Origin of the sequence: Halomonas sp. HP20-15, from assembly GCF_033446685.1 — a bacterium.
Classification (GTDB): domain Bacteria; phylum Pseudomonadota; class Gammaproteobacteria; order Pseudomonadales; family Halomonadaceae; genus Modicisalibacter.
Window position 1 is genome coordinate 26640 of sequence record NZ_JAWQLY010000001.1, and the last position, 14507, is coordinate 41146.

The window sequence follows — 14507 nt, forward strand, 5'->3', positions numbered from 1 at the left end:
TTTCACGCCGGTGGCGCGAGCCAATCGGTGAGCCAGGCATGCATGACACGCTCGGGATACCAGGTTTCGCCCAGGCTCCCGTTGTAGCGCGCCAAGGCGCGTGTCAGATCGCCGTTCTCCAGGCGCAGGTAGTAGGCGAGAATCGTGCAGCCGTAGCGCAGATTGGTGCCGGGATCGAGCAGGTCATCGCCGGAGCGCCCGATCACGCGCTTCCAGAACGGCATCACCTGCATCAGGCCCTGAGCGCCGACCGGGGAGAGGGCGCCCGGCTGGAAAGCGCTCTCGACCTGGATCACGGCGAGGACGATTTCCGGCGCAAGCCCGGCGAGCCTGGCTTCGGCGCGAATACGCGCCAGTAGCTCGCGGCGTGCCTGGGCGTCGGGGAGTCGCGGGGCCAGGCGCGCCTGCATGCGCTCGACCCAGTGCGTGGCGGGTTGGGTAGCCACCGGTGCATCGTCGCTGGTGACGGCTTCCAGAGTGTCGATCAACGTCGGCGGGATGTCCTCGGGGACGCGTGCCGCCGCCTGCGCCACGGGAGGGCCCGCCAGCAGCGCGGCGGCGACGAACGCCGCCACCGGGCCACGCGGCCATGACCGGCGCCGATCAGCCCTGCAGGCGCTCACGCAGGAAATCGATCAGGGAATCGGCGGCGATCATGGTGTTGTCGCTGTCGCGGCGGCCCTTGTACTCCAGTTCGCCATTGTCCAGACCGCGGTCGCCGATCACCACGCGGTGCGGAATGCCGATCAACTCCTGGTCGGCGAACTTGACGCCGGGGCGCGTATCGCGGTCGTCGAGCAGTACGTCGATGCCCTGGGCGCGGAGTTCGCCGTACAGGCGTTCGGCGGTTTCGCGCACGCGCTGCGACTTGTGCGCATTCATCGGCACCAGCATCACCTCGAACGGGGCGATGGCATTGGGCCAGATGATGCCATTGGCGTCGTGATTCTGCTCGATCGCCGCCGCGACCACCCGGGTAATGCCGATGCCATAGCAGCCCATCCACAACTTGGCGGCCTTGCCGCTATCGTCGAGCACCGTGGCGTTCATCGCCTGGGAGTACTTCTGGCCCAACTGGAAGACGTGGCCCACCTCGATGCCGCGGGTGATCGAAAGCGAGCCCTGGCCGTCCGGCGAGGGGTCGCCCTCGACCACGTTGCGCAGATCGGCGACCTTGGGCAGGGCCACGTCGCGTTCCCAGTTGATGCCGAAATAGTGCTTGCCGTCGACGTTGGCGCCGGCACCGAAATCGCTCATCAATGCCACGCTGCGATCGACGATGATCGGCATGTCGAGTTCGACGGGGCCCAGCGAGCCCGGGCCGGCACCCGCCGCGGCGCGGATCTCGGCCTCCGTGGCCATGGTCAGCGGCGTCGCCACCTCGGCCAGATTCTCGGCCTTGATCTCGTTGAGTTCGTGATCGCCGCGCACCAGCAGGGCGATCAGCCCGCCCTGGGCGGCACGCACCATCAGCGTCTTGACGGTCTTCTCGATCGGCAGGCCGTGTTGCTCGACCAGCGCGGCGATGGTTCGAGCGTCGGGTGTGTCGACCAGGCGCAGTTCCTCGCCGGGGGCGGCGCGCTCGGGCCTCTCGCCCAGTGGTGCCGGCAGGGCCTCGGCCTTCTCGATGTTGGCGGCGTAGTCGGACCCGGTGGAGAACACGATGGCGTCCTCGCCAGAATCGGCAAGCACGTGGAACTCATGCGAGCCGGTACCGCCGATCGAGCCGTTGTCGGCGAGCACCGGACGGAAATCCAGCCCCAGGCGCTCGAATATACGTACATAGGCGTCGTACATCGTCTGATAGGAACGCTTGAGACCTTCTTCATCGGTGTCGAAGGAGTAGGCATCCTTCATGATGAACTCGCGCGAGCGCATCACGCCGAAGCGCGGGCGAATCTCGTCGCGGAACTTGGTCTGCACCTGATAGAAGTTGATCGGCAACTGCTTGTAGCTGGAGATCTCCTTGCGCACCAGGTCGGTGATCACCTCCTCATGGGTCGGGCCGACGCAGTAGTCGCGCTCATGACGATCCTTGAGGCGCAACAGCTCCGGGCCATACTGCTCCCAGCGCCCCGACTCCTGCCACAGCTCGGCCGGCTGTACGGCGGGCATCAGCACTTCCTGGGCGCCGGCGCGATCCATCTCCTCGCGGACGATGCGCTCGACCTTGCGCAGGGTGCGCAGGCCGGTCGGCAGCCAGGTGTAGAGCCCCGAGGTCAGGCGGCGAATCATGCCCGCGCGCAGCATCAGCTGGTGGCTGACGATCTCGGCGTCGGCGGGCACTTCCTTGAGGGTGGCGATCAACAGTTGGCTGGCGCGCATGGGTCCGGCGTTTCCTTCATGTAAGCATCGTGGACGGGACGGAAAAGAGTGCTCGGGGCATTGTACGGTCAAGCCGGGGACGCAGCAAAAGCGCGCTCGCCGGTCGCTGCCTCAGCGCAGCGAGACCTGAGTGACCGGCGTTGGCAACTGGGCTAGCTGGCGCTGCCAATCGGCATAGTTGTCGACCTGGCCGGTTTCACGCAGCGCGGCGATGGCAGCGAGATCGAGGCGCGCGAATTGCCAGCCCGGCGTCGCATCGTTGGCCATGGTCAGCACGCCATCGGGCGGCAGGCCATGATCGCAGGGCGTGTAGACGGCAGCCCGGCCAATGTTGATGTCCACCGCCGGCGACCACAGCGCTTCGCCGACGGTGGGCGAATGGACGACCGCCACCTGCTGCTCGATGGCGCGCGCCTGGGACGACCAGCGCACCCGGTGGTAGCCGGCTTCGGTATCGGTACAGCTGGGCACCAGCAGCAGCTCGGCGCCGGCCTCGACCAGCGCCCGCGCGAACAATGGAAACTCGCTGTCATAGCAGATCAGCACGCCGAGCCGTCCCGCGGGGGTATCGAACACCTTGAGCCCGTCGCCGCCTTCGATGCCCCAGGGGCCGCGCTCGAAACGGGTCATGATCTGCTTGTCCTGCCAGGCGGCATGGCCGGGGGCGAGCAGCCAGGCGCGGTTGACGAAGCGACCGTCCTCGATCTGCCACGGCATCGAGGGCGCCAGCAGCGTGACCCGGTAGCGCTCGGCAAGCGCCTGCCAGGTGGCGATCGCCTCGTCGCGTAGCGGTTGCAGCGCGTGCAGTTGGGCATGCAGGTCGTCGCGGATCGACGCGGGCAGCAACGAGGCGAGCTCCATGCCGCCGTATTCGGGCAGCACCAGCAGCTGCGAGCCGTGGTTGACGGCGCTGCGCACCCAGCGTTCCGCCTTGCTGCGAAACGCCGCGAAATCGCTGAATTCGTCGATCGGGTACTGGGCGGTGGCTATTTCCACACAGCGGCTCACGAGGCGTCGGTCTCGTCGCGATCAGCCCGCGCGGTCGGTTGTTGCGGTGACTGGGCGACGGGATCCGTCGAAATCCCGCGCATTGAAGCAACGCGATAGCACATGGGGTCTCCTGCTGGGTCGCCGGGTATTTTTAACAGCATAACGAAAGCGGCAGGTGCTCTAAACTGTCAGCGTCGTCAATCTCGACGCAGGGAGGCTCAAGATCATGCGAACCTATCGGTGTGCCTGTGGTGCCCGGCTGTTCTTCGACAATACCCGTTGCCTGAATTGTCAGCGCGAAGTCGGCTGGTGCCCGGCCTGCGCGCAGATAGCGGCACTCGAGCCGCTCGCCGAGGGCGGCTTTCGGTGCACGCACGAGGGTTGTGGCGCCGAACTGCTCAAGTGCCTGAACTACGTCGAGCACGGGGTCTGCAATCGCATGGTGCCCATCGAAGACGGTGGCGAGGCGCAGTCGCTGTGCGACTGCTGTCGCTACAACGACGTCGTGCCCGATCTATCGGTGCCCGGTCACCGCGAACGCTGGGCCGCGCTGGAAGCGGCCAAGCGCCGGCTGTTCTATATCCTGAACCTGCTGGGGCTGCCGCACGGCACCGCCGACGAGGGGTTCGAGCCGCCGCTGTCGTTCTCGTTCATGGCCGATGCGCTTCCCGATGCCGGACTCTGGCGAAGTACCGCCGGGACCGCCAAGGTCTATACCGGCCACGCTACCGGGCACATCACCATCAACGTCAAGGAGGCCGACGACGTCGAGCGCGAGCGGCTGCGTATCGACATGAACGAGTCGCATCGCACCCTGATCGGGCACTTCCGGCACGAAATCGGCCACTATTACTGGGACCTGCTGATCAAGGGGCGCGACGAAGAGGGCAGCCGCCAAGTCTTCGGCGATCACGATTCACCGACCTATGGCGAGGCGCTGGAGCGTTACTATGAAGTCGGGCCGCCCGACGATTGGTCACAGCACTTCATTTCGGCCTACGCCACCATGCATCCATGGGAGGATTTCGCCGAAACCTTTGCCTTCTACCTGGATCTGGTCTCGGTGCTCGATACCGCCCGTCACCTGGGACTGACCGGGGTCGACCATGACGACAGTCTGCCGGCCATGCTGGCGGCCTTCCATCAGGTCGGGCTGGCGCTCAACGAGCTCAACCGCGACATGGGACTGATCGACTTCATGCCCCACGTGATCTCGCCGGCGGTTCGCGACAAGCTCGAGTACGTGCATCGGCTGGTGCAGCGGGCGGATCGTCTGGCGACAGGCGCACGAGCCCCGGCAGGCTGAGCGACCCCGGGGCTCGCCGCGCGCGGGCCTGGCGCTGGGAGCGGGCAGCCAAGGGCTGCCGCCTCGTTCAGTCCTCGTCGTCCGCCTCGCTAATCGCCTCGCCCTGCAACAGGCCGCGCGGCGTGTCTTCCAGGCGTGCGAAGTAGGTGGTGACGATCGCGTCGTGAAGGTTGTTGAAGCCGATCTGCAACTGATCGATGAAGGCGTGCAACTCATCGGTGGAGCGCGCCAGCGCCTGCATGTCGGCCTCGAGCACATCGGCGCGCACCAGCGCTGCCGCCGCCAATGCCCGGTCGTGGCGCGGCAACGACTGCAACTCCCAGGACAGCGCCTCGAGGCTGCGCGCCACGGCCCGCGGGAAGTGCTGGTTCTGCAGCAGAAAGCGCAGCACGTCGGGGCCGCGCACGCGCAGGCGCACCTGCTGGCGATACATCTGATAGCCGGTCAGCGACTTGAGCACGCTCATCCACTGCAGATGCTCGAAAGGGCGCAGCTCTTCGGGGTCCTTGGGCAGCAGGTTGCCCGAGCGCACATCGAGGATGCGGGTGGTCATGTCGGCGCGCTCGAGATGCCGGCCGAGCTCGATGAAGGTCTTCGCCGACAGGTGGCTCAGGGTGCCCTCGATCACCCCGGTGAGAGCCTGGCAGCCGCGAATCACGCGCTTGAGGAAGCCATCGCGGCGGCGCGGCGTCAGGCCGTTCTCGGCCTGGTCGCGCACTTCCAGGTAGAGTTCGTTGATCTGCTCCCAGATCTCGCGGGAGACGACATCGCGGGTGGTGCGCAGGTTCTCGCGGGCACCGGCCAGCGAGGAGAGGATCGACCCGGGGTTGTCGGGCTCGACGCACAGGAAGTGGACGACGTTCTTCTCGCTGCGCCTGTCGTAGCGCTTGTCGAACAGCTCATCGCCACCGGTGATATCGATCAGCGTCGACCAACCCAGTGCCGTCTGATGGGGCAGATCGAGCAGCAGGTGGCTGTTGACGCTGACCAGCCGGGCGGTGTCTTCGGCGCGTTCGATGTAACGCGCCATCCAGTAGAGATTCTCGGCCACTCTCGACAGCATGACGCTCACTCCCCGTCGGTTTCGACGATCCAGGTATCCTTGCTTCCCCCGCCCTGCGAGGAGTTCACCACCAGCGAATCCTTGACCAGCGCGACCCGCGTCAATCCACCGGTGGTGACCTGGATGTCGGTCCCCGAGAGGATGAACGGGCGCAGGTCGACGTGGCGGGCCTCGGTGCCGCCGTCGCACAGGGTCGGCGCGGTGGACAGGTCGAGCGTCGGCTGGGCCATGTAGTTGCGCGGGTCGGCCTTGATCCGTTCGGCGAACTCGGCGCGCTGGCTGGGCGTGGCGCGCGGGCCGATCAGCATGCCGTAGCCGCCCGATTCATTGGCCGGCTTGACCACCAGTTCGTCGAGATGCTCGAGCACGTACCGGCGATCCTCGTCGAACATGCACAGGTAGCTGGGCACGTTGGGCAGGATCGGTTCCTGATCCAGGTAGTACTTGATGATCTTGGGCACGAAGGCATAGACGACCTTGTCGTCGGCGACGCCGGCGCCCGGGGCATTGGCCAGCGCCACCTTGCCCGAGCGCCAGGCGCGCATCAGCCCCGCCACGCCCAGCGTCGAATCGGGGTTGAAGACCTCGGGGTCGAGGAACAAATCGTCGATGCGTCGGTAGATCACGTCGACCCGGGTCAGCCCCTCGATGGTGCGCATGTAGACGATGTCATCGTCATCGACCACCAGGTCGGAGCCCTGGACCAGCTCGACGCCCATCTGCTGGGCCAGATAGGCGTGCTCGTAATAGGCCGAGTTGTAGATGCCCGGCGTCAGCACGACCACCTGGGGCTCGTCGTGTGGCCGCGGCGACAGGCTCGCCAGCATGTCGTAGAGCTGGGCGCAGTAGTCGTCGACCGGCAGGATGCGCCCGGTGGCGAAGACTTCGGGAAGCACGCGCTTGGTGACGTTACGATTCTCGAGCATGTACGAGACCCCGGAGGGCACGCGCAGATTGTCTTCCAGCACGTAGAGCGTGCCATCGCCGTCGCGCACCAGATCCGAACCGCAGATGTGCGCCCAGACGTGGTGGGGCGGGTCGATGCCGCGACACTGGGGGCGGAAGTTCACCGACTGGGCGAGGACCTCGGCGGGAACCACCTTGTCCTTGATGATGCGCTGGTCGTGATAGAGATCGTCGATGAACAGGTTGAGCGCCTCGACGCGCTGCTTGAGCCCGGCCTCGGTGCGTCGCCACTCGTCGGCGGGAATGATTCGCGGAACGATGTCGAATGGCCAGGCGCGGTCGATCATGCTGCCTTCGGAGTACACCGTGAAGGTGATGCCCATGGTCTGGATCGCGATCTCGGCGGCCGCCTTGCGCTCGGCAAGGTCCTGCGGACTGAAGCCGGCGAGTATGTCGCACAGCTCCCTGGCGGCTGGCCGGGGCCGTCCGGGGGCCGCCAGCAGCTCGTCGTAGAAATCCGTGCAACGATAGCTTTGCCAATCGATAAGACTCATGGGCCTACCCTGCCTGAACGCCACCGGGAAGCTCAACGGTGGCTCGATCCATGGAACGCCTCGCAGGCTCGCGCTGCGAAGCGCTTTTTGCTCAGGCTATACCAGTTCCCCGGGGGACGCCTCACGGTCAGCGTTGACATGCCGACTTGCAGGTTGTGCTCGACACGTCGCCGACCGATAGTAAGTGGCATTGGCCGTTCGGCCGGCACTCGCTCATCCCTGGGGTTCGATATGACGATTCGCGTCGCCTTGCAGCACCATACGAGCTATCGATTCGATCGCCCGGTGAATCTCTCCCCGCACCTGATCCGGTTGCGGCCGGCGCCGCATTGTCGGACCCCGATCGAGGCCTATTCGCTGAAGATCGACGGCGAACCGCACTTTCTCAACTGGCAGCAGGACCCGTTCGGCAACTTCGTCGCCCGCGTAGTGTTCCCCGAAAAGCTCACCCGGCTGGCGGTGGACGTCGAACTGATCGCACCGATGACGGTGATCAACCCGTTCGACTTCTTCATCGAGAGCTACGCCGAGAACTTTCCCTTCGACTACCCCGAGGCGCTTGCCAAGGAGCTGGCGCCGTATCTCGAAATCCGCGAGGACGGCCCGCTGTTGCGCGACTGGCTGCGTGGATGGCAGCGAGAAGTGCCCCAAGAGCCGCTGGCGATGGTCGATTTCCTGGTCGCGATCAATCAGCACCTGCAGCGCGACATCGGCTACCTGGTGCGCCTGGAGCCGGGCATCCAGCGCTGCGAGACGACGCTGGACAAGGCCAGCGGCTCGTGCCGCGACAGCGCCTGGCTGCTGGTGCAGATATTCCGTCATCTGGGCCTGGCGGCGCGTTTCGTTTCCGGCTACCTCGTCCAACTGACCGCCGACCTCAAGGCGCTCGACGGACCCTCGGGCACCGAGGTCGATTTCACCGACCTGCACGCCTGGACCGAGGTGTTCATCCCCGGCGCCGGCTGGGTGGGGCTCGATCCCACCTCGGGGCTGTTCGCCGGCGAGGGGCACATCCCGCTGGCGGCGACGCCCGAGCCTTCGAGCGCCGCGCCGATCAGCGGGCTGACCGACGAATGCGAGGTCGAGTTCGATTTTTCCATGCACGTCGAGCGTATCAACGAGGACCCGCGCGTCACCAAGCCCTACAGCGAGGTCCAGTGGGCGGCGATCAGCGCGCTCGGCGAACGGGTCGACGCGCGTCTGGCGCAGGGTGATGTGCGCCTGACGCTGGGCGGCGAGCCGACCTTCGTGTCGATCGACGACATGGACGGTGCGGAGTGGAACACCGCGGCGCTGGGACCGACCAAGCGTGTGCTGGCCGGCGACCTGCTCAAGCGCCTGCGCGAATGCTTCGCCGAAGGCGGGTTGCTGCATACCCACCAGGGCAAGTGGTACCCCGGCGAGTCGTTGCCGCGCTGGGCGCTGGCCTGTTATTGGCGGCGCGACGGCGTGCCGTTGTGGCGCGACGTGACGCTGCTTGCCGACGACCGCCATCCCGGGCGCCATGGCATCGACGAGGCACGGCGCTTCGCCGAGACGCTGACCCGGCGCCTGGGCATCGCCACTCATCGCCTGATCCCCGGCTACGAAGACGCCTATTACTATCTGTGGCGCGAGCGCACGCTGCCGGTCAACGTCGATCCGCGCGACTACGAGCTCGACGATGACGAGGAGCGCCGCCGCCTCGGCCAATTGCTCGAACGCGGGCTGGGCGAGATCACTGGCTTCGCGCTACCGCTGCGCCATGCCCTCGACAGGCCGCACGCCTGGGAAAGCGGCGAATGGCCGCTCAAGCGCGAGCATCTCTATCTGGTGCCCGGCGATTCGCCGATGGGGCTGCGCCTGCCGCTGTCGGCGCTGCCCTGGGAGGCACGGCCCGACCGGCCCCAGCCGCAATCGCTGTTCGAATTCCGCGACAGCCTGGGCGACGTGCATAGCGAAGTGTTGCGCCGCTACAGCGACCTGCGCGCCCACGGCGCCGACGCGACTCATGGCCTGCATCATCAGGCGCCCGATCAGGACTGGCAGGAGCAGCCGCTGGCCGAGGGCGATCACGACGATCCGACGATCCACACCAGCCTGTGCGTCGAGCCGCGCGATGGCCGGCTGCACGTGTTCCTGCCGCCGCTGACCCGCCTCGAGCATTATCTCGATCTGGTCGCGAGCGTCGAGGACAGCGCCGCCGAGCTTGCCATGCCGGTGATCGTCGAAGGGTACCCGCCACCCTCCGACCCGCGCCTGGCCAAGTTCCTGATCACCCCCGACCCCGGCGTGATCGAGGTCAACATCATGCCGGCCGAGGACTGGCCGTCGCTGGTCGTCAATACCGAAACGCTCTACGAACAGGCGCGCCTGACGCGGCTGGGTACCGAGAAGTTCATGCTCGACGGCCGCCATACCGGCACCGGCGGCGGCAACCACGTCACCCTGGGCGGCGTCACGCCGGCGGACTCGCCGTTTCTGCGCCGTCCCGACCTGCTGGGCAGCCTGCTGACCTACTGGCAGCATCATCCCAGCCTGTCGTATCTGTTCTCGGGACTGTTCCTGGGACCCACCAGCCAGGCGCCGCGGGTCGACGAAGCGCGCCACGAGGCGCTCTACGAACTTGAGATCGCGCTTGCGCAGATTCCCGAGGGCGAGGTGGCGCAGCCGTGGCTGATCGACCGGCTGCTGCGCCATCTGCTCACCGATATCACCGGCAACACCCATCGCGCGGAATTCTGCATCGACAAGCTCTACTCGCCGGACAGCGACACCGGGCGGCTGGGGTTGCTGGAGCTACGCGCCTTCGAGATGCCGCCGCACCCGCGCATGAGTCTGATGCAGATGCTGTTGATCCGCGCGTTGGTCGCGCGCTGCTGGGAGCGTCCGTATCGCGGCAAGCTGGTGCGCTGGGGCACCGCCTTGCACGACCGCTGGCTGTTGCCGCACTGCCTGTGGAACGATCTCGAGGATGTGCTCGACGACTTGCGCCGGCATGGCTTCGAGTTCGAGCTCGAATGGTTCGCGCCGTTTCTCGAGTTCCGCTTCCCGGCGCACGGGCGGGTCAGCTATCGCGACGTGCAGCTGGAATTGCGCCAGGCCATCGAACCCTGGCACGTGCTCGGCGAGGAGGGCGCCGGGGGCGGTACGGCGCGTTACGTCGACTCCTCGGTGGAGCGGGTCCAGGTCAAGGTCAACGGGCTGAGCGGCGATCGCTACGTCGTCACCTGCAACGGCCGGCGCGTACCGTTGACGCCGACCGGGCGGGTCGGCGAGGCGCTGGCCGGGGTGCGCTTTCGCGCCTGGCAGCCGCCGTCGGCGCTGCATCCGCGGATCGGCGTGCACGCGCCGCTTACGTTCGACATCGTCGACACCTGGAACCAGCGTTCGGTGGGCGGTTGTACCTATCACGTCGCCCACCCGGCCGGGCGCAACTACGAGACCTTTCCGGTCAACGCCAACGAGGCCGAGGCGCGGCGCCTGGCACGCTTCACGGCACACGGGCACAGCCAGGGCGAAGTTCGGGCGCCCGTGGAATCGGCGAGCCTGGAGTTGCCGATGACGCTCGACCTGCGACGTCCCGGCTAGCCTATGGAAGAGCGCAGGCATTTCTCAGACGGCGCGTAGGGACGGCCCGGTCGGGTTAGCGGACGTTAACCGTCCTATGCCGAGCAATAGCCGGCCAATAGGGATGCAGATCGGCGTATTGCCCTGGGCAGAACGCGCTATCATGCACGCTGTAACTCCCTCACTTACGGGCATGCCCACCATGCTGGTCCCCGACCTCCCCGAATCGCTGCTCGACACGCCGCCCAGCGCGGCGGCGGAGGGCACCCGCTCGCTCGAAGCGCTGCTTGCAGGCTATGCCGTGGGCGATTCCACGCGCCACGACATGCTGTTCGATGCAACCGGCGAGTTGCGCCCGCACTGGCGCGAGCTACTCGAAGAGTTCGCCGCGCTGGGCGAGCAGGGGCTGGCCGAGCGCGCCGACGAGGTCCAGCGGCTGCTCTACGAGAATGGCGTCACCTTCAACGTCCACGACGACTTGCGCGGGCGGTTGCGTACCTGGCGCGTCGACCCCTTGCCATTGGTGATTCCGGCGGCACAGTGGCGCGAGCTCGAGGCGGGGCTGGTCCAGCGCAGCCGGCTGCTCGACGCCTTGCTGGCCGACATCTACGGGCCGCGGCGGTTGATCGAAGAGGGCTACCTGCCCCCCGAGCTGATCTACGAGCATCCCGGGTTCCTGTTCGCCTGCGATCATAGCCATGACGACGCGCCCCGCGCCGGACTGGTCTTCCATGGCGTGGACTTGATCCTCGACGATCAGGGCCAGTGGCGGGTCGTTGCCGACCGCCTGCAGGCGCCTTCCGGGGCCGGCTATGCGCTGGAGAATCGCATCATCCTCGCCCGGGCGATGCCCACGCTCTACCGCGAGGCGCCGCTACGCCGGCTGTCGAGCTTCCTCGAGGCCGAGCATCGCACCCTGGCGGCGCTGTCGACCCTGCATCGCGAGCAGCCCAACGTCGTTCTGCTGACCCCAGGGCCCGACAGCGACGGCTATTTCGAGCATGCCTACCTGGCCAACTACATGAACCTGTCGCTGGTCGAGAGTCTCGATCTGGTGGTGCGCGACAGCCGGGTATGGATGCGCACGTTAGGCGGGCTCAAGCCGGTCGACGTGATCCTGCGGCGGCTCGAGGACGCCTGGTGCGACCCGCTCGAGTTGCGCGCCGACTCGTTGATCGGCGTGCCCGGGCTGGTCCAGGCCGCGCGTAGCGGCGGGGTGGCGCTGGCCAACCCGCTGGGCGTCAGTGTGCTCGAGCATCCCGGACTCGCGCCCTACCTGGCAACGCTCTGCGAGCGCCTGCTCGGCGAGCCGCTCAAGCTGGCACCGCCGCAAAGCTGGTGGTGCGGCGATCCGCAAGCGCTCGCCACGGTGCTCGATGACTTCGAGCACCTGACGCTCCGCGACATCGAGCCCGGTTCAAGCTGGATCCGCACCACGGAGCTCAGCGAAGCCGAACTCGCCGTGTTGCGACAGCGAGTGGAAGAGCGACCCAGCCGCTACGTCGCCCAGCGGCCGCTGCGCTCGGCGACGGCGCCGGTCTACGACGACGCCAGCGGCCGCTTCGTGCCGCGTCCGCTCAACCTGCGCGCTTTTGTCACCGCCGATAGCGATGAGACGACGCCGGGGCCGGCCTTGGGAGAGACCGAGAGCGACGGTAGGCGCTACCGGGCTATGCCCGGCGGACTGGCCTGGGCCGGCGTGCCGGGAACCCCCTCGCTGGACAGCGACGTGGTCAAGGATGTCTGGGTGCTGGCCGACGAGCCGCAGCGCCACGTCAGCCTGCTGCGCCAGGCCGCGGGGCCGATCGTCGTCACTCGCGATGGCAACGACCTGCCGAGCCGGGTCGCCGACAGCCTGTTCTGGCTGGGTCGCTATGGTGAGCGCCTCGATGTGCGCGCGCGGTTGCTGCGCGAAGGCCTGCTGCGGCTGCTCGAGCAGGAGCAGGCGGAGTACGCCGACACCACCATGGCCGATCTGTTCGAGGTATTGACCCTGGCGTGGCCCGATGTCGGCTCTGGTGAGCACGGTGGCGAAGCGGGTGCGCGTGCCGCGGGTGCCTCGCTCGGCGGGCGCTTCCACGACCTGCGTGCGGCGCTTTTGACGCTGCTCGACGACGACACCCGCCAGGGCCTGCCGGCGTATTTCCAGCAGATGCTGCGCAACTCGCGGGCGGTGCGCGATCATCTCGGCGACGATGCCTGGCGGGTGCTCAACCAATTGCGCCGCCAGATCAACGCCATGCCGCGGGTGCCCTCGGCGAGCGCAGGGCGGCGCGCCTGCGAGGAAGTGGTCAACCAGCTGGCGGCGTTCTTCGGCCTGTGCAACGAGACCATGCCGCACCACTACGGCTGGCGCTTCATGGACATCGGCCGCTTCATCGAGCGGGTACTGCGCACGCTGGAGCTGTTGCGCCTGGCGCTGCTCGACGCCCGCGAACCCGGCGTGGCGCTGTGGGAAGTAGTGCTGGCCACCACCGACAACGTCACCGCCTATCGGCGTCGCTACCGTAGCGAGCTGCACCCCACGGCGATTCTCGACCTGCTGCTGTTCGACGAGGGCAACCCACGCTCTGTGGGCTACATGCTCAAGCGTCTGGGCCGCCAGATCGAGCGACTGCCGCAGCCCGATTCGGCGCCGTATCGCAGCCGCGAGCAGCGTCTGATCGTCCAGGCCTCAAGCACCCTGCAGCTTGCCGACATCGACCTACTCGCCGACGTGCACGCTTCCGAGCGCGCACGCGAGGCGCTGGCGAGCTTGTTCGATGACCTGCTTACGCCCCTGGAGCAGCTCTCGGACGCCATCGGCCACAGCCACTTCAGCCACGCCGAGACGCCCAAGCAGCTGATCAAGATGCAGGTGCAGCCGTGATCTACCAGTTGCGTCACACCACTAGTTACAGCTACAGCGCGCCGGTCACGCTGTGCCACAACGAGGCGCGCATGCTGCCGCGGGAATTGCCCTGGCAGCGCTGCGAGGCCTCGCGCATCGAGATCCTGCCGAGCCCGGCGGTGGAGAGCGAGCGCCAGGATTTTTTCGGCAACCGGGTGCTGTACTTCGCCATCCAGGATATCCATCAGGCGCTCGAGGTCAGCGTACGCACCCGCCTCGAGACCCGCCCGCGTCCGGCCTTGCCGGTCAGGCTGCCCGGCGATTGGCAGGGCTGTCGCGACACCCTGGCCAGCGCCGCCGAGAAGAGCTGCCTGCAAGCCCGGCTGTATCGCCTCGACTCGCCCTTCGTGCGGCGCAACCCCAGGCTCGCTGATTACGCCGCGGCGAGTTTCACCCCGGGGCGTTCGCTGCTCGAAGCGGTCCAGGATCTCAACCGGCGCATCTTCGATGAATTCACCTACGACCCGAGCTTCACCACGCTGGCCACGCCGCTTATCGAGGTGCTCGAGCAGCGCCGCGGGGTCTGCCAGGATTTCGCCCACCTGGCGATCGGCTGCCTGCGCTCGATCGGCCTGGCGGCGCGCTACGTCAGCGGCTATCTCGAGACCTTTCCGGCGCCCGGTCAGCCCAAGCTGGTCGGCGCCGATGCCTCGCATGCCTGGTTGGCGGTCTTTCTGCCGGGCTGGGGATGGCTGGAACTCGATCCGACCAACGGCAGCCTGCCCGGCGAGCAGCATGTCGTGGTGGGCTGGGGGCGCGATTACGCCGATGTGCCGCCGCTCAGCGGGGTGATGAGCGGCGGCGGCGATCACACGCTCGAGGTCGCCGTGGATGTGATTCCCGAGTCCCCGCCGGCTGCGGAAATTCACCCGGAGCAAGCACCCGAGTCACGTCGTCTGGGGTGAGCCGACTTGGCCCCACCGG

General features: G+C 67.2%; 9 protein-coding genes. 4 read left to right on the forward strand and 5 right to left on the reverse strand.

Annotated features, from left to right (window positions below; genetic code table 11):
- Positions 1-2: 2 nt before the first annotated feature.
- From R6258_RS00145 to R6258_RS00155, 3 genes are all read right to left on the reverse strand, one after another.
- The gene (locus R6258_RS00145; protein ID WP_318446015.1) at positions 3-575 is read right to left on the reverse strand and encodes a lytic transglycosylase domain-containing protein; all 573 of its coding nucleotides are present in this window, start codon (positions 573-575) and stop codon (positions 3-5) included.
- A gap of 28 nt (positions 576-603) precedes the next feature.
- The gene (locus tag R6258_RS00150; RefSeq protein WP_318446017.1) at positions 604-2325 is read right to left on the reverse strand and encodes a proline--tRNA ligase; all 1722 of its coding nucleotides are present in this window, start codon (positions 2323-2325) and stop codon (positions 604-606) included.
- Positions 2326-2436: 111 nt separating this feature from the next.
- Complete coding sequence (locus tag R6258_RS00155) at positions 2437-3321, reverse strand: carbon-nitrogen hydrolase family protein (RefSeq protein WP_318446019.1); 885 nt, start codon at positions 3319-3321, stop codon at positions 2437-2439.
- Positions 3322-3541: 220 nt separating this feature from the next.
- Here R6258_RS00155 and R6258_RS00160 point away from each other — a divergent pair, with 220 nt between their 5' ends.
- The gene (locus R6258_RS00160) at positions 3542-4621 is read left to right on the forward strand and encodes a putative zinc-binding metallopeptidase (protein WP_318446021.1); all 1080 of its coding nucleotides are present in this window, start codon (positions 3542-3544) and stop codon (positions 4619-4621) included.
- 67 nt (positions 4622-4688) lie between these two features.
- Here R6258_RS00160 and R6258_RS00165 read toward each other — a convergent pair whose 3' ends face one another.
- Positions 4689-5684: an alpha-E domain-containing protein gene (locus R6258_RS00165; protein WP_318446026.1), complete on the reverse strand. Its 996-nt coding sequence runs from the start codon at positions 5682-5684 to the stop codon at positions 4689-4691.
- A 5-nt stretch (positions 5685-5689) separates the two neighbouring features.
- The gene (locus R6258_RS00170; RefSeq protein ID WP_318446029.1) at positions 5690-7144 is read right to left on the reverse strand and encodes a circularly permuted type 2 ATP-grasp protein; all 1455 of its coding nucleotides are present in this window, start codon (positions 7142-7144) and stop codon (positions 5690-5692) included.
- A 231-nt stretch (positions 7145-7375) separates the two neighbouring features.
- Between R6258_RS00170 and R6258_RS00175 the strand changes: the two genes are divergently transcribed.
- The 3 genes from R6258_RS00175 (at position 7376) to R6258_RS00185 (ending at position 14488) form a co-directional block, all read left to right on the forward strand.
- On the forward strand, positions 7376-10714 hold the full coding sequence (locus R6258_RS00175) for a transglutaminase family protein (RefSeq protein ID WP_318446032.1): 3339 nt from the start codon (positions 7376-7378) through the stop codon (positions 10712-10714).
- A 142-nt stretch (positions 10715-10856) separates the two neighbouring features.
- Positions 10857-13562: a circularly permuted type 2 ATP-grasp protein gene (locus tag R6258_RS00180; RefSeq protein ID WP_318446034.1), complete on the forward strand. Its 2706-nt coding sequence runs from the start codon at positions 10857-10859 to the stop codon at positions 13560-13562.
- Entirely contained in the window at positions 13559-14488 is a 930-nt protein-coding gene (locus R6258_RS00185) for a transglutaminase family protein (protein WP_318446036.1), read from the forward strand. The genes R6258_RS00180 and R6258_RS00185 overlap by 4 nt, the downstream gene beginning before the upstream one ends.
- Positions 14489-14507: the final 19 nt, after the last annotated feature.